Source organism: Telluria sp. GW821-FHT07G12 (genome assembly GCF_059418525.1).
In genome coordinates this window covers 647,640-672,886 of sequence record NZ_JBWKQA010000003.1, presented here as the reverse complement: position 1 = coordinate 672,886, position 25,247 = coordinate 647,640, and the positions used below count along the sequence as shown (strand labels likewise).

Sequence of the window (25,247 nt, the reverse complement as noted above, 5' to 3'; positions counted from 1 at the left end):
GGCAAGACTTGCGCCGGCACAAGCGCTCCCAGTTTTCACTCTACTACATTGAATTCCTGCAACGCAGCTCAATGACAACAATCCAATTTGCTGGCTGACAGCAGAAAGAGAGGACGCACCCATTCAGCACGTCGACAACCACAACTAGGGACTGCAATTCCATAAAATCATTCGAAAAATGAGGACGACCATGAATGCGAACGACCAATTCAAAGCAGTAATGGAACTCGATCTGGAACCGATCAAGGTAAAGCTCATGCATGTCGAATCTGGTGAAGGCTGGAGCCTGGAACAGGCCAATGCCGTCGAAAAGGAATACCGCCGTTTCCTTTGCCTCATGAAAAAATACCCGCATGAGGATACCGCTCCGCTGGTGGACGTCGACACCTTCTGGCATTACCACATTCTCGACACCATGAAATACGCGGCCGACTGCGAACAGGTATTCGGCTACTTCCTGCATCACTATCCCTACGTCGGCATGGGCGGCGAAGCCGATGAGCAGGTGCGCATCGACAGCGGCGAACGGATGCGCGAGCTGTATGAGGCGACTTTCGGCGATGCCTATCCGGCACTGCGCGCGGACGTCGCAGGCCAGGCTGCCGCCTACTGCGGCGCAGCGGTAAAGGCCGACAGCGCGTATTGCGGCGCTGCCGTGAAGGCGCAAACGGCCTACTGCGGCGCTGCCGTGAAGGCAAGCGCTTACTGTGGTGCGGCCGTGAAGGCGCAGACTGCCTACTGCGGTGCTGCCGTGAAGGCCGCAACGGCCTATTGCGGCGGCGCCGTTAAAGCGCAGACGGCGTATTGTGGCGCGGCCATCAAGGCACGAACCGCCTACTGCGGAATCGCCGGCAGGGCCGACGCCGCTTACTATGGCGCAGCGGTGAAGGCCTCGACCGCCTACTGCGGCGCGGCGATCACTGCGGCCGGCGCCCGCGAGGCCGAAGCGGCGCTCGCAGCCTGACGCCAGCGCCGGCAGGCGCCAGCCAAGTCCGTCCCCTCACCGGGACGGACTTTTTTATTGGCCGTTCAAGCCATGCCCATGCCCGCATCCGCGTCCGGACGCACCATCAGCTCACGCAGTTCGCGAATGCTGAAATCGGACTCCTCGTGCATGCGCAGCAGGATGGTGGCGCCGATCGGCAGCGTGTTGTGGCGGATCTTGCTGATCACCGGCGGCGCGACTTCCAGCAGGCGCGACAGCGCGGCGTCGTTTTTCAGCTTGAGTTTGTTGATGATGGCGTCGAGAACCCGGTTGGGGTCGTAGACGCCACCCTCCGGTATCCTTCTGATGGGCATGGTCTTCCTTCGAAAATGACAATCCGTGGGATATTCTTCACTTCCCTCATGGGATCGTGAAAAATAAGCTAGTTTTGGGGTATATGTAGTATTTATATGGCTGCGGAGCAGCAACCCCGAATGATACACGGACCTCTTATCTTTTGCTTAAGAGCGCCTGAAAAACCTCCCTGGCCGCGTTGCACCGTCTCGCCGTACTAGCGTACTGTCTTCGACGATGCGCCTTGCCAGGAAGGTTTTGTCAGGCGCTCTACGACCGCCTTATTTCGCCATTTTCGCCACCGCTTCCTCCACCCGCGGATGGCGCAGACCGGTCCGCAGCTCGTGCTTGATGCGGCCATTGTCGAGCCGGCGCGACTCCGACATGAAGGACAGCAGCATCGGTGACACCGCCTGTTCCAGCTCGGCGCGCGCCAGGCGCGGCGGGCGCGGCAATCCGAAGGCATCGGCCACCATGTCGAAGTAGTCCCCCATCTTCATGTGCGTATCGTCGCTGGCGTTGTAGGCGCGGCCGGGACGCGCGCGGAACAGCGCCAGCAGCGCCAGCCGGGCCAGGTCGTCGGCGTGGATGTGGTTGGTGTAAACGTCGTCCTGCGGCGCCAGCGCCGGCGTGCCCTGGCGCAGGCGCTCGAGCGGGAGGCGTTCCCTGGCATAGATGCCGGGCGCGCGCAGGATCGCCACCTTGCCGCCGGTGCCGACGGCCCAGGCGCGCAGCACCTGCTCGGCGTCGACGCGGCGCTGCGCACGGGCATTCTTCGGCGCGCGCGGCGCGGTCTCGGCAATCAGGGCGCCGTCGCGGTCGCCGTAGACGCCCGATGTGCTGATATAAACGACATGGGTCCCCTCGGGTAGAATGGCGGTCAAATTTCGTGTGCGCATGTCCAGCGCGCCCTGCCGCGGCGGCGGCGCCAGGTGCACCACCCACGGCGCGAGCCGCGCCAGGCGCTTCAGCGTTGCCGGCCGGTCGAGGTCGGCCACGATGGGAATCGCGCCCGCCGCCCGCAGCTCCGCGCAGCGCGCTGGCTGGCTGGTGACGGCGAACACGCGAAAACGCTCCACGACCAGCGGCAACAGGCGCATGCCGACATCGCCGCAGCCCACGATCAGCAGGCGTGGCTTATTGAACCTGACATTATTTAAAGTATTCATTCCGAGGATTGTATGACGTTCCAGATCACTGTCCAGCCCAGCGGCCACCACTACGATTGCGAGCAGGACGAAACCGTGCTCGCAGCGGCGATCCGCTCGGGCATCGGACTGCCGTACGGCTGCAAGAACGGCGCCTGCGGCTCTTGCAAGGGCAAGGTCGTCGAAGGCAGGATCCACCACAAGCCGCACCAGCCGCGCGCCCTGTCCGAGCAGGAAAAGCTGCAGGGCTACGCGCTGATGTGCTGCGCCGTGCCCGAGGGCGACGTGACGATCGAGGCGCGCGAAGTGGGCGGCAGCACCGATTACCCGGTGCGCAAGATGCCGACCCGCGTGACCGGCATCCGCCGTGCCGCGCCCGACGTCGCCATCCTCAGCCTGCAGCTGCCGGCCAACGAAGCCCTCGCCTACCGCGCCGGCCAGTACGTCGAATTCCTGCTGAAGGACGGCAAGCGCCGCGCCTATTCGATCGCCAACGCGCCCTCCTTCAGCGGCCCGCTGGAACTGCACATCCGCCACCTGCCGGGCGGCGTGTTCACCGACCACGTGTTCTCGACCATGAAGGAGCGCGACATCCTGCGCTTCGAAGGTCCGCTCGGCACCTTCTTCCTGCGCGAGGAATCGAACAAGCCGATCGTCCTGCTGGCCTCGGGCACCGGCTTCGCGCCGGTCAAGGCCCTGGTCGAGCACATGCTGCACCTGAAATCCGAACGCCCGGTCCACCTGTACTGGGGCGGCCGCCGCCCGCAGGACCTGTACATGCACGAGCTGTGCGAACAGTGGGCACGCGAGCTGCCGCACTTCCGTTATGTGCCGGTGATCTCGGATGCGCTTCCCGAAGATGCGTGGACCGGACGCAGCGGCTACGTGCACGCCGCCGTGATGCAGGATATCCCCGACCTGTCGGGCTACCAGGTGTATGCTTGCGGTGCGCCGATCATGGTCGATTCGGCCAGAGCCGACTACGTGGCGCAATGCGGCTTGCCGGCCGAGGAATTCTACGCGGACGCGTTCACGACGGAGGCCGACCTGGCGCAGTCCTGATTGCTTTCTCAAATCGATGAAAGGGTTCATCCATGCGTAATTCGCTTCGTTCCGCCCTCGCTTTTTCTGCAATCTCGGCCGCTCTGCTGGCCGGCGCCTGGCCCGTCCAGGCCGCCGAGCAGGCCGCCGCCAGCTACCAGGCCGCTGTGTCCAGCCCGATCCGCGGCGCCGAGGACCACAAGGACGACGCCAAGCGCAAGCCGGCCGAGTTCCTGGCCTTCGCGCAGGTCAAGCCGGGCATGAAGGCGCTCGACGTCGCGTCCGGCGGCGGCGCCACCGCAGCCCTGCTGACCGCGGCGGTGGGACCGAAGGGCGAAGTGTGGGCGCAGAACGCGAAGCCGAACCCGAAGCTGCAGGAGCGCGTGGGCAATGCGACCCTGCCCAACCTGCACGCGGTGGTGGCCGACTTCAACGATCCGGTCCCGAAAGGCACGCCGCCGCTCGACCTCATCACCATCAACATGTCCTACCACGACATCGCCAACACGCCTGCCGACCGCGCGGCGATGAACAAGCGCCTGTACGAAGCGCTGAAGCCGGGCGGCACGCTCGTCATCGTCGACAACGCGGCCAAGAAGGGCGCCGGCCTGTCCGCCACCAAGACCCTGCACCGCATCGACGAAGAGACGCTGGTCGAGGAAGTCACCAAGGCCGGCTTCAAGGTCGATGGCCGCAGCGACTACCTGCACGTGGCCGACGATCCGCGCGAGCAGCCCTTCTTCAAGATGGATAAGCCGGACGATAAATTCGCCGTCCGCTTCAAAAAATAATTCCGCACATCGGGCACAATAGGTGCTGGTATCCCTGCCGGCACCCTCTTTCCATCTCATGTCACTGAATTCCCCCACGGGCGGCCTGGCCGTCCTGCGCAACCGTAACCTCTCCTTCTACCTTTCTGCCCGCTTCCTGGGCACCCTGGCCGTCCAGATGCAAAGCGTGGCGGTCGGCTGGCAGGTCTACCAGATCACCCAGAGCCTGTTCGACCTCGGCCTGATCGGCTTGGCCCAGTTCGCGCCCTTCCTGGCGCTGATCCTGTGGGCCGGCCACATTGCCGATACCCACAATCGCCGCACCATCATCCTGCTGTGCATGTGCACCCAGCTGCTGTGCAGCCTGCTGCTGGTGGGCTTCACGCTGTCCGGCAGCCACGTCGTGTGGCCGGTGTTCGCGATCCTGGTCCTGTACGGCAGCGCGCGCGCCTTCATGATGCCGGCCTCGCAGGCCGTGCTGCGCAACCTGGTGCCGCTCCAGGATTTTTCGCAGGCGGTGGCGCTCAGCTCGTCGACCTTCCACGTGGCCGTGATCGCCGGTCCGGTGCTGGGCGGCCTGCTCTACGTGTTCGGGCCGAACGTGGTGTACACCGTGTCGAGCGTGCTGCTGGCGCTGTCGGTGCTGCTGATGGCGGCTACCCGCAGCGCGCCGCAGGTCATGAACAAGGCGCCGGTCAGCTGGCACACGTTGCTGGAAGGCCTGCGCTTCGTGTGGTCGCGCCCGATCGTGCTGGGCGCGATCTCGCTCGACCTGTTCGCCGTGCTGTTCGGCGGCGCCACCGCCCTGCTGCCCGCCTACGCGCACGACGTGCTGGCGGCCGGCCCGACCGGCCTGGGCCTGCTGCGTACCGCCCCCGGCGCCGGCGCGGCGCTGTGCTCGATCCTGCTGGCCTTCTTCCCGATCCGCCGCAAGGTCGGGGCCTGGATGTTCGGTGGCGTCGCCCTGTTCGGCCTGGCCACCGTGACGATGGGCCTGACCAGCAGCTTCGCCATCGCGCTGGGGGCCCTGTTCCTGCTGGGCGCCGGCGACATGGTCAGCGTCTACGTGCGCCACCTGCTGGTGCAGTACGAGACCCCGGACGAGATCCGCGGCCGCGTCAGCGCGGTGAACTCGGTCTTCATCGGCGCCTCGAATGAACTGGGCGAGTTCGAATCGGGTCTGACCGCCAGCTGGTTCGGCCTGGTGCGGGCGATCGTGTTCGGCGGCGTGGCCACCCTGGTGGTCACCGGCACCTGGATGAAGATCTTCCCGGTGCTCTCAACCATGGACCGATTCCCGCACCACGAGGCGGAAGAAGCCGCACGAAAGGCGGGATGATGGAAGAGATCGAGCACAGGCAGGACAAGGAAAAGGGGCGGCGTCTGCTGCACCGTTTCATCCGCAGCCGCCCGCACTTGACGCTGGCGATCGCGTTCGGCGCGGTGGTCGGCGTGGCCTGGCCGGACTCCCATCCCTGGCTGCGGCGCGCCCTGATCGGATGGGATGCCGGGGTCTGGATTTATCTGCTCGGCATGGCCTGGCTGATGATGCGCGCCGATCACCGCAAGGTGCGCGAAATCGCCGGCCGGCAGGACGAAAACGCCGGCCTGGTGCTGTCAACCCTGATCGTCGGCGCGATGCTGAGCCTGTACGCCATCGTCTCGGAACTGACCCGCATGGACCACCTGCCGCCCGACCAGGTCGCAATGCGCTATGCCTTCACGGCGCTGACCGTGATCGGCTCCTGGCTGCTGGTCGGGGTGCTGTTCTGCTTCCACTACGCCCACCTGTACTACCGCTCGCCGCAGGGCCGGCTGCCGCTGCGCTTTCCCGACGAAGACCTGGGGCCCGGACGCCTGGAGCCGAACTACTGGGACTTCCTCTACTTCTCCTTCACCATCGCGGTGGCGGTCCAGACCTCGGATGTGACGGTGATGTCGCGCAGCATGCGCAAGCTGGTGCTGGGGCAGTCGGTGCTGGCTTTCTTCTTCAACCTGGCCATTCTCGGCCTGTCGATCAATATCGCCGCAAGCCTGGTGAACTCCTGAGCGCTTTCATCTGAACGCGGTGAATTTGTCGGACGGTGTAAGATCGTTTCAACAGTGTCAACTATTGGAGCGATTTATGGAAATCAACGTTAATACCGACAACACCATCGACCGCCACCAGGGCCTCGACGAGCGCGTCCGCGAATCCGTCGAATCGAGCGTCAGCCGTTTCGAGCAGGTCCGCCGCGTGGACGTCCACCTGAGCAACCAGAACGGCCAGAAACACGCCGACGGCGACAATTACTGCATGATGGAAGCCCGCGTGGCAGGCTACGAGCCGGTGGTCGTGCATGCCCACGCCGAAAACCTGCACCTGTCGATCTCGGCCGCGTCCGGCAAGCTCAAGCGCGCACTGGACAGCGCCCTGGGCCGCCTCAACGACAAGGCGAAGCGCGAACCCCTGCCGATGCCCGAGGAAGTCGACGCCTTGTCCGACAAGAGCTTGACCGATAATCAGTAAGTCTCAAGCATTTCCCTCAGCCTGCGCAAGTAGCGCAGGCCTTCGAGGGCGCGGCTGCCGTACCAGGACATCATCTCCCCATCGACCAGCAGCACCGGAATCCCGATCTGCTTTTCCAGCGCGTCGGCATGTTCCTCCGTGAAGCGGTAGGGCTCGGTCGATAGCAGCACCGCATCGAGGCCATCCACCAGGGCTTGCGACCATTCGAAGCGCGGATAACGCTCGCCTTTCCCGATGTGCGGCACCTGCCAGCCCAGTTCGGCCAGCATGCTGGCGATATAGGTCTCGTTCGACACCGTCATCCACGGATCCTGCCAGATGCAGTACAGGACCGTGCGCGGCGGCCCCGACGGCAGCTTTTTCAAGGCCGCGTACTCTTTTTCGAATTCGTCGCACCAGCGCTCAGCGGCCGCTTCGACGCCAAAGATCCCGCCCATCAGGCGCGCCAGGTCCAGGTTGTCGCGTGGCGCATTCGGGTGCGTGACCACCACGTGCGGCACGAATTCGGCCAGCTTGTCCACGGTCGGCTTCTCGTTCTCGTCGATGTTGACCACCACGTGGGTCGGCGCCAGCTTGCGGATCTTCTCGATGTTGACGTCCTTGGTGCCGCCCACCTTGGGGATGCCGGCGACGAGCTCCTTCGGGTGGATGCAGAAGCCGGTGCGCCCGACCACGCGATCTGCCAGGCCCAGTTCGCACAGCAGTTCGGTAATCGAAGGCACCAGGCAGACGATGCGGGCCTCCGGGGCCGGCGCGTGGCGCTGCCCGAGGGCGTCGGTGAAAGTAGTCGGTGAATTCATAGGCAGTATTGAAACACTGTTGTTTATCGGACGCCAAGTCTCGTTTGGAAGTTGCAATGCGGTATGATTTCGAGCTCGTCAATATTCATCATCTACCTGGGGTTGCATTGAAGATCATCGGCGCCTTCGGCGCGTCCCGCTACACCATCCGCGACCTGGAGCTGTTCCGCGACGCCGACACCCCGGCCGTGGCGGCACTGCTGGCCGCCTGCCCGGTGGTGAAAGTGGCGAAGGGCGAACCGGTCGAGGACGGCCTGCGGGCCCGCCTCTATGTCGTGCTGTCCGGCTCGCTCGGCGTGCAGCCGGCGACGGCCGCCGGCGAAGGCGAGGTCCAGCGCGTCCTGCCCGGCGAGAGCGTGGGCGAGCAGTCGGTGCTGGACGATGCCGCCAACCTCGACGCCATCACGGCGCTCGACGACAGCGAGCTGCTGGTGATCGAGCCGGCCCTGGTCTGGCGCCTGATCGACGAAGGCAACGGCGTCGCCCGCAACCTGCTGCGCCTGCTGTCCTTCCGCATCCGCGCCGCCAACGCCCTGCTGCGGCGGCGCCAGAAGCTGGGCGAGTTCTACCGCCAGCTGTCGATGAACGACAGCCTTACCGGGCTCTACAACCGCGCCTGGCTGAACGACATGCTGCCCAAGCTGGTGGCGCGTAGCCGCATGGACGGCACGCCGCTGTCGCTGGTGATGATCGACCTCGACCACTTCAAGCGCTTCAACGACACCCACGGCCACATGGCCGGCGACACGGCCCTGGCCACCGCGGCCGCCGTGATCCGCGCGGCCCTGCGCCCGTCCGACTTTGCGGTGCGCTACGGCGGCGAGGAACTGATGGCGATCCTGCCGAACACCAACCGCACGCTGGCCGTGATGGTGGCCGAGCGCCTGTGCGGGCGCCTGCGCGAGGCGGTCGTGTTCGACGACATGCGCATCGCCCTGCCCCACCTGACGGGCTCTTTCGGCGTGGCCAGCCTGGTCGGGGACCAGGACGAGCGCAGCCTGGTCGAGGCCGCCGATGCGGCTTTGTACCGCGCCAAGGAAGCCGGGCGGGACCGCATCCATACCTGAAGGTTCCCGGCCATCGCTTGCGGCCGGGCTGGGCATGCTTGGACCGGCACGTTAGAATGGCCCATCGTAATTCTTGAGCAGCCCCTCCGTGAGCAACCATACCTTCCTCTGGCACGACTACGAAACCTTCGGCGCGGTGCCGCGGCGCGATCGCCCGGCCCAGTTCGCCGCGATCCGCACGGACGCCGAGCTGAACGAGATCGGCGAGCCGGTGATGATCTACTGCCAGCCGGCGCCCGACTACCTGCCGGATCCGCAGGCCTGCCTGATCACCGGCATCACGCCCCAGCACTGCCTGGAGCACGGCGTGCCGGAGCACGAGTTCGCCAAGCGGGTGTGCGAAGCCTTCAGCGAGCCGGGCACGGTCGGGGTCGGCTACAACACGATACGCTTCGACGACGAAGTCACCCGCTTCCTCTTCTGGCGCAACATGATCGACCCGTATGCGCGCGAATGGCAGAACGGGTGCGGCCGCTGGGACTTGCTGGACGTGGTGCGCATGACCTATGCGCTGCGCCCGGACGGCATCAGCTGGCCGATGAAGGAAGACGGCAAGCCCAGCTTCCGCCTGGAGGACCTGACCCGCGCCAACGGCCTGGTGCACGAGGCCGCGCACGATGCGCTGTCCGACGTGCGCGCGACCATCGCGATGGCGCGCCTGATCCGCAGCAAGCAGCCGAAGCTGTTCGACTTCTGCCTCGAGCTGCGCCGCAAGGACAAGGTCGCCAGCGAAATGGGCCTGCACCTCGAGCGCAGCCAGCGCAAGCCCTTCCTGCACGTGTCCGGCATGTTCCCCGCCGAGCGCGGCTGCCTGGGCCTGGTCTACCCCCTGGCCTCGCACCCGACCAACAAGAACGAGGTGCTGGTCTGGGACTGCCGCCACAACCCGTCCGAGCTGTTCGCCTTGAGCGTGGACACCATCCGCGAGCGTCTGTTCACGCGCGCCGCCGAGATGCCGGAAGGCGTATCCCGCCTGCCGATCAAGAGCGTGCACCTGAACAAATCGCCGATGCTGGTCGGGAACCTGCGCACCCTGGACCCGAAGCTGGCGGCGAAATGGCAGCTGGACATCGAGCAGTGCATGGCGCATGCGCGCATCGCGGCCGATGGGCCGGACATGAGCGCGATCTGGCAGAAGGTGTTCCAGCGCGAAGCCTCCGGCGCCGGGAACGACGTCGACGAAGACCTGTACAACGGCTTCGTCTCGCAGGGCGACCGGCGCCAGCTGGAATCGCTGCGGGCCGAACACCCGACCCGTCTGGTGGACCGGCAGCCGAGCTTCGAGGACGAACGCTTGTCGGAGATTTTGTTCCGCTACCGCTGCCGCAACTTCCCGCACACCTTGCAAGAGCAGGAAATGGAAACCTGGGAAGCGCACCGCGCGGCGCGCCTGTTCGAAGGCGCCGGCGGGGCGAGGACGATCGACCAGCTGTTTGCCGAGATCGATGCGCTGTCGGAGACGGCGGATGAGCGGGCCGAACAGATCCTGGGGGCTTTGTACGACTACGCCGAGTCCATTGCGCCGCAGCGGTATTGATGGTGAACGTGGGCACTGGGTGCCCACGTGCACATTACGCGGTGACTACCCGCGATACTGGTTGATCGCGTCGCGCGTCTCCATCGCCACCCGGCGCGCCGCGGCGGCGAAATCTTCGCCCCCCTGCGGCTGCGCATAAATGATCGCCCGCGAGGAATTGATCATCATCCCGGCGCCATTCGCCGTGCGGCCCGACTTCACGGTCGCCTCGACGTCGCCGCCCTGGGCGCCGACGCCCGGCACCAGCAGCGGCATGTCGCCGACAATGGTGCGGACTTCGGCCAGCTCCTGCGGGAAGGTGGCGCCGACCACCAGTGCGCACTGGCCATTCTTGTTCCACTTGTCCGCCACCAGCTGGGCCACGTGCTGGTACAGCGGGCGCCCGCCGGCGTCGAGGAACTGCAGGTCGGAGCCGCCCGCGTTCGAGGTGCGGCACAGCACGATCACGCCGCGGTCCGCCCACTCCATATAGGGTTCCACCGAGTCGAAGCCCATGTAGGGGTTCACGGTAACGGCGTCCGCGCCGTAGCGGTCGAAGGCCTCGCGTGCATACTGGCGCGCGGTGGCGCCGATGTCGCCACGCTTGGCATCGAGAATTAGGGGGATGTGCGGATAGCGGTCCTTCAGATAGCGGCACACGGTTTCCAGCTGGTCTTCCGCGCCCAGCGCCGCGAAATACGCGATCTGCGGCTTGAAGGAACAGGCCAGGTCGGCGGTCGCATCGATGATGGCCTTGCAGAATTCGGCGATGCCTTCCGGGTGATCGCGCAGGTGCGCGGGGAAGCGCTCGATGTCCGGGTCGAGTCCCACGCACAGCAGGGAATCGTTGCTGCGCCAGGCGGCGTTCAGCTTGTCGATGAAGTTCATGGCAGGCCCTCTCGTCTCTTGTTGCAAACCCTCTATTGTAACTCGCCACGCCAGCGACCGGCCGCCCCGTGCTTCGGCCGGACGCCGCCGTTCGGCCAATTCAGGTATATTTTTAGTTATTCGACAACTCGCGATGGACTTCATTATGAAGAAATCTTCGACGCCTTCCCTGTTCACGCGCTGGGCTGCCATGCTGCTGTCCGCGCTGCTGGCGAGCGCCCTGCTGTCCGGCTGCGGCTATAACCAGTTCCAGGCCAAGGACGAGGCGACCAAGGCCGCCTGGGGCGAAGTGGTCAACCAGTACCAGCGCCGCGCCGACCTGATCCCGAACCTGGTCAACACCGTCAAGGGCTATGCCAGCCACGAGCGCGAAACCCTGGAAGCCGTCACCCGTGCGCGCGCCGCCGCCACCAGCTTCCAGATCACGCCGGAAGTGCTGAACAATCCGGAAGCCTTCCAGAAGTTCCAGCAGGTGCAGGGCGAGCTGTCGAGTGCGCTGTCGCGCCTGATGGCGGTGTCCGAGAATTATCCCAACCTGAAAGCCGACACCCAGTTCCGCGACCTGCAGTCGCAGCTGGAAGGCACCGAGAACCGCATCACCGTGGCGCGCCAGCGCTACATCACCGCGGTCCAGGACTACAACGTGCTGGCGCGCAGCTTCCCGACCAACCTGACGGCCAAGATGTTCGGCTATGCGCCCAAGCCTTCGTTCACGGTGGAGAACGAGCGCTCGATCTCGACGGCGCCCAAGGTCGACTTCGGCAAATAAGCGGACGCCCCGACGATGAAACCGCTGCTGCGCCTGCTCTGGATCCTTGCGCTTGCCCTGCTCTGCACCGGGCAGGCATCGGCGCAGCTGAAAACCGTGCCCGCATACACGGCGCGCGTTACCGACCAGGCCGGCATGCTGACCCCGGAGCAGCGCCAGAAACTGGAACGCGTGCTGGCCGACTACGAGACCCAGACCGGCAGCCAGATCGCCGTGCTGCTGGTGAAGTCCACCGAGCCCGAGGTCATCGAGCAGTACAGCATCCGCGTGGCCGAGGCCTGGAAGCTGGGCCGCAAGGGCGTCGACGACGGCGTGCTGCTGCTGGTCGCGCGCGACAATCCGTCCTCGCTGCGGCGCCTGCGCATCGAGGCCGGGCGCGGCGTGCAGGGCGTGCTGACCGATGCCCAGTCGAAGCGCATCCTGCAGGACACGATCGCCCCGCATTTCCGCCAGAACGATTACTACGGCGGCCTGGTCGCCGGGGTCGGCGCGATTTCCGCCCTCCTCAACCAGGAAAAATTCCCCGCGCCCCAGGCCCAGCCTGGCCAGGCGCACCAGCAGCCCCAGGAAGAGGACGGCGGTCCGGGCATCGTGATGAGCATCTTCCTGATCGTCATCGGCCTGACGGTGCTGCGCTCGATCTTCAGCCCGCGCCGCTCGCGGCTGTCGCAGCCTGGCATCGGCCGGCGCTTCGACAATGGCTGGAACAGCGGCGCCACCGGCTTCATCCTCGGCAGCATCCTCGGCAACATGAACAACCGCTCCCGTGGTGGCGGCGGCTTTTCGGGCGGCGGCGGCTTTTCGGATGGCGGCGGCTTTTCCGGCGGCGGAGGCGGCAGCTTCGACGGCGGCGGCGCCTCGGGAGACTGGTAATGGACTCGGCACAGCACACTCCCGGCCGCTTCAAGCGCAGCCTGCGTCACCTGCTCAGCACCAGGACCGAAGCCGCGCGCCTGTTCCCGCCGGCCACCCTGGAAGCCATCGCCGAAGCGATCACGGCCGGCGAACAGACCCACCGCGGCGAGGTCCGCCTGATCGTCGAAAAATCCCTGCCGCTGTCGGCGGTGTGGGATGCGATGAGCAACCGCCAGCGCGCGCTGGCCCTGTTTGCCGACTACGGGATCTGGGATACCGAGGAGCACAGCGGCGTCCTCATCTACGTCAACCTGGCCGACCGCAAGGTCGACATCGTGGCCGACCGCGGCATCAACCGCCGCATCGAGCCCGCCACCTGGCAGGCGATCTGCAACACGATGACGGCGGGCTTTGCCCAGGGACGCTTCCACGAGGCCACGCTCGAGGCCATCAACCAGGTCAATGCGCTGCTGCGCCAGCACTTCCCGTCGAATGGCGCCAGGCAGAACGAGCTGCCGGACAAGCCGCTGATGCTATAGCGCGTGCTCTGGCCGGTACAATGGCGTTCTTTTACGCCATCCAGGAAACCCGCCATGAAACTTGCCCAGAAAGTCGCCATCGTTACCGGAGCCAGCCGCGGAATCGGCTATGCCTGCGCCGAGCGCCTGGTGCGCGAAGGCGCGCGCGTGATGCTGGTTGACGTGCGTCCGGAAGGCGCGGCCGCCGCCGAAGCGCTGGGCGACAACGCCCGCTTCGTCGTCGCCGACGTCAGCCAGAAATCGGACGTCGACGCCATGCTGGCCGCAACCTTGAGCGCCTTCGGCCAGGTCGACATCCTGATCAACAACGCCGGCGTTACCCACGCCGCAAGCTTCCTCGAGCTGACAGAGGAAGACTTCGACCGCGTCCTGCGCATCAACCTGAAGTCGATGTTCCTGTGCAGCCAGGCGGTGGCGCGCGAAATGGTCAAACGCACTGACACGGACAAGCGCGGCTGCATCATCAACATGTCGAGCGTGAACGCCGAGCTCACCATCCCGAACCAGATTCCCTACGTGGTCTCGAAGGGCGGCGTGAACCAGCTGACCCGCGTGGCCGCGATTGCCCTGGCCGAGCACGGCATCCGCGTCAACGCGATCGGCCCAGGCACCATCCTGACCGAGCTGGCCAAAAATGCGGTGATGGGCAGCCCGGAGGCGCGCCATACCATCCTGTCGCGCACCCCGCTGGGCCGCTGCGGCGAGCCGGAAGAGATCGCCGGCATCGCTGCCTTCCTGGCCAGCGACGACGCTTCCTACATGACCGGCCAGACCCTGTACGCGGACGGCGGCCGGATGGCGCTGAACTACACGGTGCCGGTGAGAGAGCAGGCCGAATAAGGGAGCGCAGTGATTATCACTGTGGCGAATGTCTGCTATCCGAATTCAAAATTGGACATATATATCGCGCCGCAACATAATCTCACCTGTCTCCACTATTCTCCTCCAAGAAAATAGTTTGAAGCCCGCCTCCAAGCGGGCTTTTTTTTTACCCGCATCGCCGATAGACCAGTCTCAGCCGCGATCGTTCGCGATGAACTCTGCGTTCGCTTGAGGCGTGTCATGTCCGGGTCACATTCCACTCCTATACTGAGTTCATCTGCATACACGCAACCGATATGCGTGATCGTAGAAAGGCGTGCCGCCACGCGGTGCGCCGCACCGAATTCTGCGTCTCTTGGCCCTATCTTGGGTTGTGCCCGTCCTCCGTTGGCGGGCATTTTTTTTTACCCAAGGACTTGATCGGATCGAGGATTTCGCTATGATGAATCGCGCGCTTGCGTTTTTTCAAGGAGCCATTCCTATGAATTTACCTGAAACGATGTCGCCAACCCAGCAGCACCACGCCCCACCATCGCGCCGCCGACAGCACATCGCCGATGACTACCTGGTCCTCAGCGAATTGAATCCGCGCATGGTCATCGACCACCTCGACGATGAAGAGCAGCCTCTTCACGTACTGACTTTCGGCAGCGTCCGTGAAATCTGCCCGAAGTGCAGGACACACCAGCTCAAGCTCGTGTTGCGACAGCAGACCGTACGCATCGCCCATCTTTTCTGCGCCGACTGCGAAAGCTGTTACGACGCCCATTACCCCAACGGGACGCCCGCGCTCACGATCTGACCGCGCGCCCGCCCTTGGCCGACGTTCCGCACCACGGTGCGCCGGTGCAGGGGCAAACACCCAACCGTTTCAAGCTCCAGGCATGCGTCATGGTAAGGTGTACGTTTTACCGATCACCTGCCATGACCGCCATGCTGTCCCAGTTGCTGATGCACCCCCGCCTGCGTGTTGCCTGCATTACCTGCGCCGTCCTCATCTACCTCACGATCGTCATAGCAGGCAATATTCCAGGGGCACGCGCGGACATCGGCCACTTCGCGCCCGGCGTCGTGCTGCATTCCATCGCCTATGCCGTGCTCGCCTGCCTGTGCTTCCTGGGCAGCACCGGGAGCCCGGCCGCGCGCGCCGTCAAGGCGGTGCTGGCGGTCGCCCTGATGGGCGCCGGCGACGAATTCATCCAGAGCTTCTTCCCCTACCGCGGCGCTGACGTGCGCGACTGGGCCGTGGACTGCACGGCGGCGGTCCTGGCCGTGCTGGCGCTGTGCGCCGTGCTGCCGAAAGCGCCGCTCGAAGCCAGACGCTGAGTCCAGCGCCCTCCTGAATTCCCCAAGCTCGCCGCGTCCTTGACGTGGCTCATGCTCAACCCGAGTCAGCTGGAACGTCGCTTCCAAACGCGCCTCTTACCCGAGTGGCACGCGGCATCGTCACGCACATACCTGACATATTTATCCCATCAGAAGGAGTTGATCATGAAGCTAAAACACCAGAGCGTGCTCCTGACAGGCTTGCTGGCGCTGGTTTTCGGACTGACCGCGTGTAAATCCATGCAGGGCGACAAAGGCAGCATGGAAAGCGGCAGCTCCACCAGCAGCGGCGGCAGCGGCGGCATGTCCGGCACCGGCGCCGGCACCGGCAGCAGCGGATCGGCCGGCTGGGGCGGCGGCACCGGCAGTTCGGGCAGCTCGGGCAGCTCGGGCACGTCCGGCAGTTCCACCGGCTCGGGTTACGACCAGTCCGGCTCGGGCACCGGCTCTTCCGCCACCGGCACCTCGGGCAGCTCCGGCAGCAGCGGCAGCAGCGGCAGCTCGGGCACCTCCGGCAGTTCCGGTACGTCGCAGGAAAGCGGCAGCGGCACGGGCACCAGCACCACCGGCACCAGCGGCGGCACGGCCAGCTCCATGGGCTCGTCCGGCGCAGGCGCCTCCACGGCGGCCAGCTCGAGCCCGAATTCCACGGTCCTGGCGGTCGAAGTCGTACCGCGCACGGCGAGTGGCGTTGCCGGCGCAGGCTCGGTCGGCGCGGCGGCAGTGGGCGGCAGCGGCGCCACCGGCACCACCGGCAGCTCCTCGAGCGAGCGCGTCTACCGCATCACACTGCGCATGGACGATGGCAGCACCCAGGTGATCACCCAGGAGACCACGCCGGATTTCCGCAGCGGAGACCGGGTCAACCTGGCCGGCGGGGCGATCCAGCACTAATCAGTACACTCTTTCCACCAGATAGCCCCGCTGTGCAAGCAGCTGGGGCAACCCATTGGCGCCGAGCAGGTGCAGCAAGCCGACCCCAACGAAGGTCACGCTGTCCTCGCGCATCAAACGCTCGATCTGGCTCGCCATGTCGGGATTGCGCCGCCCCAGCAGCACGCGGCGCGTGAATTCCGCCACCACACCCGGGCCTATGGTGCTTTACTGCAGCACAACATCAAGGGCGCGCGCATCGCCCGAGGACCAGGCTTCGATCACGGCCTGGGCGGTGCGCAGCGCGCGCCCGTTCCCCAGCCCGTCCAGCACCTCTTCCAGGTAGCGCGCCGCGTCAAGCTCGCCCATGGTGTCGTACAGGGCCAGCTGGTATTCGGCGCTCTCGAGCTGGGCCACCTTCAGCCCATGCCGCCGCGCCTGACTCAAGAGCGCCTGCTCGACGCCCTCGCTGCGGTGGTAGCCCTTGCCTTCCAGCTCCATGCTCAATAGCAGGTTGGCGACCAGCCAGGGTTTATAGCCGGCCATGCCGGCCATGCCGATGCCGCGCGCGTGCAGTGCGTCCGTCAGCGCACGCAGGGTGGCCGGCGGCAGGTGGCGGCGGATATCGTCACCGGGCGCATAGCGGCCGTGCAGGACCAGTGCGCGCTGGTAAGCGGTGTTGGCACGCGTGTCCAGTTCGACGACGATGCGGTTGGCGCCCATCAGCGCCCGCTCCACCTCGGGCGGCAAGGGATAGAAGCCGCGCATGCCCACGTGCGCGGTGCCGAACAGATAGGTCACGCGGCCGCCGTGGCTGACGCGGAACAGGCCGCCCTGGTGCGGGGCCGCCACCGGACGTGGGTTGTCCACCACCGATCCATAGGGCAGGTATTCCGCCGAGGTGGAGTTCCCTGCCCGCGCGCCGGCGCAGGCCAGCATTGCCGGCAGCATCGCCAGCAACAGCGCGGCGCAGTCGACCGCCGCCCGGCGGCGCCAGGCGGACGGCAGCATCGCTTACTCCGCGCCGACTTTCTGGGCGCGGCTGCGCTTGGCCAGCACGGCCTCCGCGCCGCGCTTGCCGGCCAGCAGGGCGTGATCGGAGTTGTAGTACTCCCACTCGCTGTAGCGGCCGACCAGGGTGATGTCGAACTGCTTCAGCCAGGCCTTGCAGGTCTCGACATTGCGCGCGCGCTGGTGGTCGTACAGCACATAGGCGTAGGGCAGGTCGACCTGGTTCGCGGCCAGGATGCGGTCGCCGTCCAGGATCATGCCGACCCGGCGGCAATCCTCGATCGCGCGTGCGATGAGCTCGTCGCCGTCGAGCGGCAGCGGCTTGGTGGGCGAATACGAGATCTCGCAGGTGAAGCCGAAGCCGCCCGGCGGATTGCATTGCGGCGAAGCGTTCCCCTGTACGAAGATGCGGTGGAAGATCGTGTCTTCCGGATAGTAGATCCAGTGCTTGTCGGTAGCGACACGGTCGATGCCGATATTCACGCAGCGGATGGACACATGACGCAGCCCCCTCGCCGCCTGCCTGACCTCTGCCGGCGCTTCCTCGCCGATCGCCTTGATCAGCTCGGGCAGCGGCATGGTCGAGATCAAATCGTCGTAGCGGAAGCGGCGGCCGTCGGCCAGGGCGACGATGTGCTCGCGCGGCAGCACCCGCACGACTTCGGCGCCCAGCTCGACCTTGCCCTTGATGTGCGGCAGGAAGCCGTTCATCAAGGCCTGGAAGCCGCCCTTGCGCGGATAGCCGAAGCGCGCGTTCGGCCCGACCGGCTTGGGCGCCGGCTCCAGGGCGCCCTGGACGATCTCTTCCAGATTCGGCAGCGGCACCCGCCCGCCCAGCCACGAGGTTTCCATCTCGGACGGCGGCACGGTCCAGAGCTTGCGATTGTAGGGGATGGCGAAGTGCTTCGCGATGCCCTTGCCCCAGACCTTGTAGATGAACTGCTCGAAATTCTTGACCTCGCCCCTGACGGAACGGTCGGTATTGCACACGTCGGTGGTGCCGTCGGCGCAGCAGTCCTCGACCTCCGCGGCGCCGAAGGCCTGCGCATCGTTGGTTCCGTAGCGAGCTTCGATCGCCCCCATCACGCATTCGGTGATGACCTTCGGCGGCAAGCCATACAGCGCGCCCTGGAAGGGGTAGCGGGTGAATACCCCCTTGCTGTACACCCAGGCTTCGCGGTTCTGCCAGTGCACGTTATCGCCCAGCAGCAGCTCGTACATCTTCAGCACATAGGGGTCGTTCGAGAACATGATGTGGCCGGCGTAATCGAAGGTGAAGCCCTTGTCCTCGATCGAGCGGCACCAGCCGCCCACGCTCTCGTTGCGCTCCAGTAGCAGCGCATCCGGTCCCAGATGGTAGGCGGCCGACAGCCCGGTCGGGCCGCCGCCGACGATCACGGCGCCGACGTGGCGCGCACCCTGCCCACGCAGCGCATTGAGCTTCTGTACGGCGCCGGCGGGCTGCGCCACCGGCTGCGCGGTGGCATGCGCACTGGCGGCGCGCTGCGCGGCGGTGCCCTCGCTGCGGGCGGGCGTCGATTCCAGCAGCTCGTGCATGTGCTTCGCCGTGTTGTCCCAGGAGGTGGCGGCGACCACGGCCTTCATGGCTGCGACCATGTGTGCGCGCTGCTCCGGGCTGATGGCCAGCGCCGCTTCGCAGGCAGCGACGAATTCGCGCGCGCCGGTGGTGATGGCGACCACATGGCCGTAGGGGTTGGCGACATCGGCGATCGGCGTGCTCACGATCGGCAGCTGGGCCGCCATGTATTCGAGTACCTTGGTCGGGCTGATGAATTTGGTCGCTTCGTTGATCGCGAAGGGCATCAGGCAGACGTCCCAGCCGGCCAGCAGGTCGGGCAAGGCGGTGTATGGCTGCTGGCCGAGGTAATGGATGTTGGCGCGGCGCGGCAGGCGCTCGGGGTCGATCTTGACCACCGGGCCGGCCAGCACGATCTGCCATTCCGGATGGGCGTCGGCGAGTTCGCCAACCAGCTCCGGGTCGAAGCGCTCGTCCAGCACGCCATAGAAGCCGAGGCGCGGATGGGGAATGTCGGCCTGCTGCGGATGGACGCGGGTGCGGTCGAGGGCCTGCTGGAAGTGCAGCATGTCGACGCTGCTGGAAAAGCAGTGCACGTTCGGATGCCGGTGTTTTTTCGCTTCATACAGGCTGGGGCCGCCGGCGAACACCAGGTCGGCGATGTTCAGCAGCGCGCTCTCGCGCTGCAGCAGCTGTTTCGGCGGATTCTTGAAGGACGCCAGTTCGTCCATGCAGTCGTAGACCACCAGCGAGGGCTGCAGCGACTGCAGCAAAGGCAAGGCCATGGGCGTGTAGAACCAGGCGATGACCCGCTCACCCGGTGGTGCCAGCTGCGCGATCATGGGCTGCAGCAGGTGCAGCTGGTCGTCATGGAAGCCGATGGCATGGATCGGGGTGTGCGCGCGGCACACGGTCACGTTCGGGGCGGGATTCGACCGCTGCATGAACGGCGCGCCGTCATCGTGCTCCGGTTCCTCGACGAACAGGACCGGATAATGCTGCGCCAGCCGTGACAGCAGGTGCTGCGGCCGCTGAAATACGAAATCCCAGCGCAGATGGCTGAAAACGACGATCGTAGTCATGACATGAGCTCCTTCAGCGCCCGCGAGGTGCGGCGGGCGGTCGGTTGATTGAAAAATTCGGCATTACGGACCGACCGCCTGCGCTGCGAAGAGCGCGTCAGACAGCTGGACCTTCGCCCTCCTTCTCGACGTCCTGCGGTTGTCGCGGGACGTTGCGTGTTGCGGCGCTGATCACCTCGAATGGCAGCTTGGGCGTGCGGTCGGCATTGAGCAGGCCGTTGGCTTCCTGGAAGGTGTCGGCGAACTGGGTGTAGCAGAAGCCGCTGAACATGAAGGTCTCGTTGACCACTTTCAGCAGCCTTTCGTACAGCGCGTGATAACTCTCGGCCGTGTGGGCACGGGTATAGCCCCAGGTGCCGTCCTCGGGGGTCGCGTTCGGATCGAAGGCGATGCCGCCGAATTCGGTCAGCACGATGGGCTGGCCGCGGTGCGGGAAGCCGTCCAGCGTCAGGATGCGTCCGCCGGGACGTCTTTGATCGAACAGGGTGCGCACGGGGTCGGACACCTCGTAGCGCGCCTTGATCTTTTCAGGGTCGCTGTCGTAGTCATGAATGCCCAGGATGTCGGTGGCCGAGGCTTCCCAGCCGTCGTTGCCGATTACCGGGCGGGTGGCGTCGAGGGTACGCGTCAGGTGGTAGAGCGCCTCGACCGCATTGCGATGTGCCTGCGTCAGTGTCAGGTTCGGCACGCCCCAGGATTCGTTGAAGGGCACCCAGACGATGATGCAGGGGTGGCTGTAATCGCGCTCGATCGCCTCGGTCCACTCCTTGACGATGCGCTTGATCGCATGCGGGCTGAAACGGTAGGCCGAAGGCATCTCTTCCCACACCAGCAGGCCGAGTTTATCGGCCCAGTACAGGTAGCGCGGGTCTTCGATCTTCTGGTGCTTGCGCACGCCGTTGAAGCCCATTAGCTTGGCCAGTTCGACGTCGCGCTTGAGGTGCTCGTCGCTGGGCGCCGTCATGAAGGATTCGTTCCAGTAGCCCTGGTCCAGCACCAGGCGCAGCGGATACGGGCGGCCGTTCAGCAGCAGGCGGTCGCGGTTGATGTGGAAGGAGCGCAGCGCGGTATAGGACTTGATGTGGTCGACCACCTTGTCGCCGCAGCGCAGGATCACCTCGGCGTCCAGCAGGGTCGGACGCTCGGGGCTCCACAGCAACTCGTTGCGGGAGTCGTCGATGCCGGGGTCGGACAGCGCGATCTTGCGGTTCGCTTCGCCCTGCAGCAGCTTGTAGTTGTCGTCCGCGAGCAGTTGCTCGCCGTGCCAGATCTTGACCTCGACGAACATGTTCTCCTGGATGTCGCCGCCGGCGAACACTTCGCAGCCGATCTCGAAGGTCTCGAAGATCGGGGTCCAGCGCAGCGAACGGATGAAGGTGCGCGAGACCTGCTCGACCCACACGGTCTGCCAGATGCCGGTGGTGCGCGGATACCAGATCGAGTGCGGCTCCAGCAGCCAGTCCTGCTTGCCGCGCGGCTTGGCGAGATCCGCCGGGTCGTCCTCGACGAACACGGTCACGACCTGCTTGCCGTCGGCCTTCAGGGCCTCGGTGATGTCGGCCGAAAACGGCGTATGGCCGCCCTCGTGCTCGGCCACCAGCTGGCCGTTGACCCACACCTTGGCCGAGTAATCGACCGCGCCGAAGTGCAGGATCACGCGCCGCTCGGACGGCTGCAGTTCGAAGTCGCGCTCGTACCAGCAGAAGCGGTGGAAGCCGGTGTCCTGGATGCCGGACATCTCCGTTTCGGGACAGAAGGGCACGTTGATTTCATGGGTCCAGCCGGTCACGCCTTGCGGCATTCTGCAGCTCACCTCGTCGTCGAAGCGGAAGCGCCACTTGCCGTTCAGGTTGATCCAATTGTCGCGTACCAGCTGCGGGCGGGGGTACTCAAACTGGCTCATTGTTTTCCTTTCCTTGGGCGGGAACCGGGATCAGAATGCGTCCCTTGCGTCCCTCTTTGTTGTAATTGGAGAGTGCGGTTTCTGCTGCCTGCCGGGCCTGGCCGGCACGGCACAGCGCCACACAGGCGCCGCCGAAGCCGGCGCCTGTCAGGCGTGCGCCGAGCACGCCGGGCGCGGCCTGCAGGGCGGCCACCAGCTTGTCTAGCTCGGGTATCGATACTTCATAGTCGTCGCGCAGGCTGTCGTGCGAGGCGTTCATCAGCTCGCCGAAACGCTCGGCCGAGACGCCCTTCGCCGCTTCCAGCACGCGCAGGTCTTCCAGCACCACGTGGCGCGCGCGCCGGCGCAGCGTGTCCGGCAACTGCTCGACCGCCTGCGGATCGGTGACGTCGCGCAGCGCCTTCACGCCCAGCTTGCGCGAGGCTTCCTCGCACTCGGCGCGGCGCTCGTTGTACTTGCTGGCGGCCAGGGTGCGCGGCACGCCGGAATCGATCACGATCAGCTCGGTCCCGGCGGGCATTTCGACCAGCCGGTGCTCGAGCGAACGGGCGTCGATGAACAGCATGTGCTTTTCGTCGCACAGGCTGGACGCCATCTGGTCCATGATCCCGCAGTTGACGTGGGCGTAGTCGATCTCGGCGCGCTGGGCGATCTGCGCCAGCTTGACGTCGTCGAGCAGAGGTTCCAACTGATCGCGCAGCAGCTGGCGCAGCGCGCGCAGGGTCGCCACTTCCAGCGCCGCCGACGAGGACAGGCCGGAGCCGACCGGCAGGTTGGTCGTGACGAACACGCGCAGCGGCGGAATCTCGACGCCCAGCGCCTCGACCAGGCGGATGCAGCCTTCGATGTAGCTGCCGAAGCCCTGCGGCGCGCTGCCGCCCTTGGCGGCGAAGGTGACGTTGCCGTCCAGGGTGCCCGAGTACAGGTGGTGCTGGTCGTCCTGGCTGCGCGCCAGCGCCACGGTGGTGCCCTGCGGGGTCGCCACCGGCAGCATGAAGCCGTCGTTGTAATCGGTATGTTCGCCCAGCAGGTTGACCCGGCCGGGCGCCTGTGCGCACGCCTCCGGGGCGCCGCCGAAGAAGGTTTCTGCACTAGTCATGTCGACTCCAGCCAAAGCGGCCGTACGCGGCCGCCGATGTTCGCCGCCGGCCACGTCGGGTCCAGCGTCAGGTTCTCCAGCCCGGCGCCGCCGAGCAGGAAGGTGTCTTCGATGCCGATGCCGTCGAAGCCGGGGTTGAAGGCGAAGGCCATGCCGGTCTCGAGCCCGGTGGCGGTACTCGGGCTGGCGGCCAGCTCGCAGGCCTGGTAGCCGGCGATACCGCCCTGGCGCCGCTCGCGGATCGCGTCCGGCTGGTTGGCGTGGCGGTAGGCGGCGTCGAAGGCGTGGTAGACGGCCGCCAGCGACTGCCCGGGGCGCACCGCGTCGAGGCCGGTGGCCTCGAGCCGCAGCAGCTCCTGCTGGGTCTCGGGCGCCGCGCCGAAGCTCACCGAGCGCGACAGCCTGGCCACCAGCCCATGCCGGCGCGCGCAGCAGGCCAGCGTGGCGCGTGCGCCGAGGGCCTCGTGCGAGGGCGTCGGCCGGCGCCAGCGCGCGGCGCGGCGCTCTCCCGCTGCCAGCATCAGGGCCGGCTGGATCCCGCGCCGCAGCAGGGCGCGTGCGCCCTCCCCGGCCAGCTGGTATTCGGTCCAGTCCGGGCGCGCGGCGCGCAGCGCTTCGCCGATCGCCTCGGCGGCGGCGCGTCCCAGCGTGCGGTAGCGTTCCTGCTCTTCAGGGCCCAGCACCATGCGGCGCAGCTTGAGGCTGGCCGGCAGCGGCAGCTCGCCATTGTGCGGGCGGTCGGACAGCACCGCGCGTCCGGCGGCCGCGCCCAGCGCATAGGTTTCGTGCAGTTCGGTGTCGGTCCAGGGCGCGATGTGATAGGTGAAGCCCGGCGGCACTTCTTCCTGCCGCAGGCGCTCGGCCTCGACCTCGTCGGTGAGGACGCAGGCTTCGTCCGCGGTCACCAGCAGCTCGGCGCTGCCGGTCTCGCAGCCGCCCGGCGCCAGCACCTGGCCGCCGGCGGTCGCCCAGGCGAACCAATCCTCGCCGCGCAGGCGGATCGCGCCGGCCCCAAGCTGGGCCAGCGCTTCGCGCAGCAGGGCCAGCTTGGCCGCGGCCTCCGCACCGCGCAATGCCAGCGGGTCGGCCGTGACGCTCATGCGTGGTCCTCCAGCGTGACTTCGACCTGCTGCAGCTCGTAGGCCGTGGTCTCGGGCAGCACGTCCATCGCGAACATGCCGGCCGCCAGCTCGGTGCCGGCCAGGTACTTGAGGCGGTCTCGGGTGCGGTACGGCGGGTAGAACTGGCAGTGCAGCTGCGTTTCCGGATGCTCGGCGCCGTCGGTGGGCGCCTGGTACCAGGCCATCAGGTAAGGGAAAGGACGGTCCCACAGGTTGTCGTACTTCAGCAGCACGGTCTTGAGGGCGCGCGCCAGGCTCTCGCGCTGCGGCGGGGTCAGGGCCGCGAAATCCTTGCAGGGCCCGGTCGGCATCACCCACACTTCGTAGGGGTAGCGCGCGCAGGGCGGGACGAAGGCGATCGCGTATTCGTCGTGGTAGAGCACGCGCTTGCCGTCGGCAGCCTCGTCGCGCGCCATGTCGCACAGCAGGCTCGAGCCGTGCTGCAGGTAGTACTCGCGCTCCTGCGCCAGCTGGCGCGCCGGCACGCTCGGCACGAAGGGATAGCTGTAGATCTGGCCGTGCGGATGGTGCAGGGTCACGCCGACCTCGGCGCCGCGGTTCTCGAAGGGCAGCACGTACTGGATATGGTGCTTGCCGCCAATGCGCGTGGTGCGGTCGCCCCACACCTGCAGCAGCAGCTCGATGCGCGACAGCGGCAGCCGGCTCAGTGCGGCCTGCGGATCCTGGGTGAACACCACCACCTCGCAATGGCCGTTGGCGGGCGCGGTCGGCACCGTCAGCGTAGGCGGGTCGTGCGAGTCCAGCGCCAGCGAAGGGAAGCGGTTGTCGAACACCGCGATCTCGTAATCGCCTGCCGGCATCTCGGTCGGGTGCTGCGGATCGACGGTCGGCGCCAGCGGGTTGTACTGCGGCGGCGGCTGGTAGGTCCGGTTCTGGCGGAACGCCGCATAGGTCACCCACTCGCCGCGCAGCGGATGCCAGCGCAGGTGCGGATTCGCATTTTGCGGGTCGGGAAATGGGCTTGGCGCAACGAGGCCGGCCGGAATCGGCTGGTTACTGTAGAGGGTAAGTGGACGTCCGTCTGGTTTTACGAGTTCTTGGATGTGCATGGCGATTGAATAGGTCCGCATATCGTGTCGGTGAGCGATCCTATCATGGCGTTTTCGACACAGTTTCCAAGTGTCAGCGAGAGCTTTTCCAGGTATCAACAAGCTCATGCGGAGTCGTCAAAGCAGCGACAGGCCCGCTTGCCTGTCCTCCTAGGGAGAGCCTGAAACAGGGGTCAATTTTCCCTATGAAGCAAGGGCTCTTGTAGGCCCAAACCTACAGAA

General features: G+C 66.1%; 24 protein-coding genes and 1 pseudogene. 15 read left to right on the top strand and 10 right to left on the bottom strand.

Annotated features, from left to right (window positions below; genetic code table 11):
* Window positions 1-190: 190 nt before the first annotated feature.
* On the top strand, window positions 191-964 hold the full coding sequence (locus AC07PE_RS15505) for a glycine-rich domain-containing protein (RefSeq protein ID WP_498765936.1): 774 nt from the start codon (window positions 191-193) through the stop codon (window positions 962-964).
* A 65-nt stretch (window positions 965-1,029) separates the two neighbouring features.
* On the opposite strand, the gene AC07PE_RS15500 is transcribed toward AC07PE_RS15505, so the two are convergent.
* Both AC07PE_RS15500 and AC07PE_RS15495 read right to left on the bottom strand, forming a co-directional pair.
* Complete coding sequence (locus tag AC07PE_RS15500; RefSeq protein WP_498765934.1) at window positions 1,030-1,299, bottom strand: hypothetical protein; 270 nt, start codon at window positions 1,297-1,299, stop codon at window positions 1,030-1,032.
* Between the two features lie 261 nt (window positions 1,300-1,560).
* Window positions 1,561-2,448, bottom strand: coding sequence for an NAD-dependent epimerase/dehydratase family protein (locus AC07PE_RS15495; RefSeq protein ID WP_498765932.1), 888 nt, complete (start codon window positions 2,446-2,448; stop codon window positions 1,561-1,563).
* A 12-nt stretch (window positions 2,449-2,460) separates the two neighbouring features.
* On the opposite strand from AC07PE_RS15495, the gene AC07PE_RS15490 reads away from it, so the two are divergent.
* The 5 genes from AC07PE_RS15490 to AC07PE_RS15470 all read left to right on the top strand — a co-directional run bounded on the left by AC07PE_RS15490 (window position 2,461) and on the right by AC07PE_RS15470 (window position 6,747).
* Complete coding sequence (locus AC07PE_RS15490; protein WP_498765930.1) at window positions 2,461-3,489, top strand: CDP-6-deoxy-delta-3,4-glucoseen reductase; 1,029 nt, start codon at window positions 2,461-2,463, stop codon at window positions 3,487-3,489.
* A gap of 32 nt (window positions 3,490-3,521) precedes the next feature.
* On the top strand, window positions 3,522-4,259 hold the full coding sequence (locus AC07PE_RS15485) for a class I SAM-dependent methyltransferase (RefSeq protein WP_498765928.1): 738 nt from the start codon (window positions 3,522-3,524) through the stop codon (window positions 4,257-4,259).
* Between the two features lie 58 nt (window positions 4,260-4,317).
* On the top strand, window positions 4,318-5,577 hold the full coding sequence (locus AC07PE_RS15480) for an MFS transporter (protein WP_498765926.1): 1,260 nt from the start codon (window positions 4,318-4,320) through the stop codon (window positions 5,575-5,577).
* Window positions 5,577-6,287, top strand: a complete 711-nt coding sequence (locus AC07PE_RS15475; protein ID WP_498765924.1) for a DUF1345 domain-containing protein — start codon at window positions 5,577-5,579, stop codon at window positions 6,285-6,287. Before AC07PE_RS15480 ends, AC07PE_RS15475 begins: the two co-directional genes overlap by 1 nt.
* A gap of 76 nt (window positions 6,288-6,363) precedes the next feature.
* The gene (locus AC07PE_RS15470) at window positions 6,364-6,747 is read left to right on the top strand and encodes an HPF/RaiA family ribosome-associated protein (protein ID WP_498765922.1); all 384 of its coding nucleotides are present in this window, start codon (window positions 6,364-6,366) and stop codon (window positions 6,745-6,747) included.
* Here AC07PE_RS15470 and AC07PE_RS15465 read toward each other — a convergent pair.
* On the bottom strand, window positions 6,741-7,547 hold the full coding sequence (locus AC07PE_RS15465) for a helical backbone metal receptor (protein ID WP_498765920.1): 807 nt from the start codon (window positions 7,545-7,547) through the stop codon (window positions 6,741-6,743). The genes AC07PE_RS15470 and AC07PE_RS15465 overlap by 7 nt on opposite strands.
* 107 nt (window positions 7,548-7,654) lie before the next feature.
* On the opposite strand from AC07PE_RS15465, the gene AC07PE_RS15460 reads away from it, so the two are divergent.
* Window positions 7,655-8,614, top strand: a complete 960-nt coding sequence (locus AC07PE_RS15460; RefSeq protein WP_498765918.1) for a GGDEF domain-containing protein — start codon at window positions 7,655-7,657, stop codon at window positions 8,612-8,614.
* Window positions 8,615-8,702: 88 nt separating this feature from the next.
* On the top strand, window positions 8,703-10,151 hold the full coding sequence (gene sbcB, locus AC07PE_RS15455; RefSeq protein ID WP_498765916.1) for an exodeoxyribonuclease I: 1,449 nt from the start codon (window positions 8,703-8,705) through the stop codon (window positions 10,149-10,151).
* A 45-nt stretch (window positions 10,152-10,196) separates the two neighbouring features.
* On the opposite strand, the gene pyrF is transcribed toward sbcB, so the two are convergent.
* Window positions 10,197-11,018, bottom strand: a complete 822-nt coding sequence (pyrF, locus tag AC07PE_RS15450; protein WP_498765914.1) for an orotidine-5'-phosphate decarboxylase — start codon at window positions 11,016-11,018, stop codon at window positions 10,197-10,199.
* A gap of 145 nt (window positions 11,019-11,163) precedes the next feature.
* Between pyrF and AC07PE_RS15445 the strand changes: the two genes are divergently transcribed.
* From AC07PE_RS15445 to AC07PE_RS15415, 7 genes are all read left to right on the top strand, one after another.
* Window positions 11,164-11,787, top strand: a complete 624-nt coding sequence (locus AC07PE_RS15445) for a LemA family protein (RefSeq protein WP_498765912.1) — start codon at window positions 11,164-11,166, stop codon at window positions 11,785-11,787.
* A gap of 15 nt (window positions 11,788-11,802) precedes the next feature.
* On the top strand, window positions 11,803-12,660 hold the full coding sequence (locus tag AC07PE_RS15440) for a TPM domain-containing protein (RefSeq protein ID WP_498765910.1): 858 nt from the start codon (window positions 11,803-11,805) through the stop codon (window positions 12,658-12,660).
* Complete coding sequence (locus AC07PE_RS15435) at window positions 12,660-13,181, top strand: TPM domain-containing protein (protein ID WP_498765908.1); 522 nt, start codon at window positions 12,660-12,662, stop codon at window positions 13,179-13,181. The genes AC07PE_RS15440 and AC07PE_RS15435 overlap by 1 nt, the downstream gene beginning before the upstream one ends.
* 54 nt (window positions 13,182-13,235) lie before the next feature.
* Window positions 13,236-14,021 carry an SDR family NAD(P)-dependent oxidoreductase gene (locus AC07PE_RS15430; RefSeq protein ID WP_498765906.1) on the top strand — a complete coding sequence of 262 codons (786 nt, stop codon included), beginning with the start codon at window positions 13,236-13,238 and terminating at the stop codon, window positions 14,019-14,021.
* Window positions 14,022-14,484: 463 nt separating this feature from the next.
* Window positions 14,485-14,805 carry a hypothetical protein gene (locus AC07PE_RS15425; RefSeq protein WP_498765904.1) on the top strand — a complete coding sequence of 107 codons (321 nt, stop codon included), beginning with the start codon at window positions 14,485-14,487 and terminating at the stop codon, window positions 14,803-14,805.
* A gap of 122 nt (window positions 14,806-14,927) precedes the next feature.
* Window positions 14,928-15,329 carry a VanZ family protein gene (locus tag AC07PE_RS15420; protein WP_498765902.1) on the top strand — a complete coding sequence of 134 codons (402 nt, stop codon included), beginning with the start codon at window positions 14,928-14,930 and terminating at the stop codon, window positions 15,327-15,329.
* Window positions 15,330-15,494: 165 nt separating this feature from the next.
* The gene (locus AC07PE_RS15415) at window positions 15,495-16,223 is read left to right on the top strand and encodes a hypothetical protein (RefSeq protein WP_498765900.1); all 729 of its coding nucleotides are present in this window, start codon (window positions 15,495-15,497) and stop codon (window positions 16,221-16,223) included.
* Here AC07PE_RS15415 and AC07PE_RS15410 read toward each other — a convergent pair.
* From AC07PE_RS15410 to galT, 6 genes and pseudogenes are all read right to left on the bottom strand, one after another.
* Window positions 16,224-17,141: pseudogene (locus tag AC07PE_RS15410) on the bottom strand (TraB/GumN family protein).
* Window positions 17,142-17,216: 75 nt separating this feature from the next.
* A complete protein-coding gene (locus AC07PE_RS15405) occupies window positions 17,217-19,832 on the bottom strand; it encodes an FAD-dependent oxidoreductase (protein ID WP_498765898.1) in 2,616 nt (871 codons plus the stop codon).
* Between the two features lie 97 nt (window positions 19,833-19,929).
* Window positions 19,930-21,735 carry a glycoside hydrolase family 2 protein gene (locus AC07PE_RS15400; protein WP_498765896.1) on the bottom strand — a complete coding sequence of 602 codons (1,806 nt, stop codon included), beginning with the start codon at window positions 21,733-21,735 and terminating at the stop codon, window positions 19,930-19,932.
* The gene (gene galK / locus AC07PE_RS15395; RefSeq protein ID WP_498765893.1) at window positions 21,722-22,834 is read right to left on the bottom strand and encodes a galactokinase; all 1,113 of its coding nucleotides are present in this window, start codon (window positions 22,832-22,834) and stop codon (window positions 21,722-21,724) included. The genes AC07PE_RS15400 and galK overlap by 14 nt, the downstream gene beginning before the upstream one ends.
* Window positions 22,831-23,934, bottom strand: coding sequence for a M24 family metallopeptidase (locus tag AC07PE_RS15390; RefSeq protein WP_498765891.1), 1,104 nt, complete (start codon window positions 23,932-23,934; stop codon window positions 22,831-22,833). The genes galK and AC07PE_RS15390 overlap by 4 nt, the downstream gene beginning before the upstream one ends.
* Window positions 23,931-25,025: a galactose-1-phosphate uridylyltransferase gene (gene galT, locus AC07PE_RS15385; protein WP_498765889.1), complete on the bottom strand. Its 1,095-nt coding sequence runs from the start codon at window positions 25,023-25,025 to the stop codon at window positions 23,931-23,933. The genes AC07PE_RS15390 and galT overlap by 4 nt, the downstream gene beginning before the upstream one ends.
* Window positions 25,026-25,247: the final 222 nt, after the last annotated feature.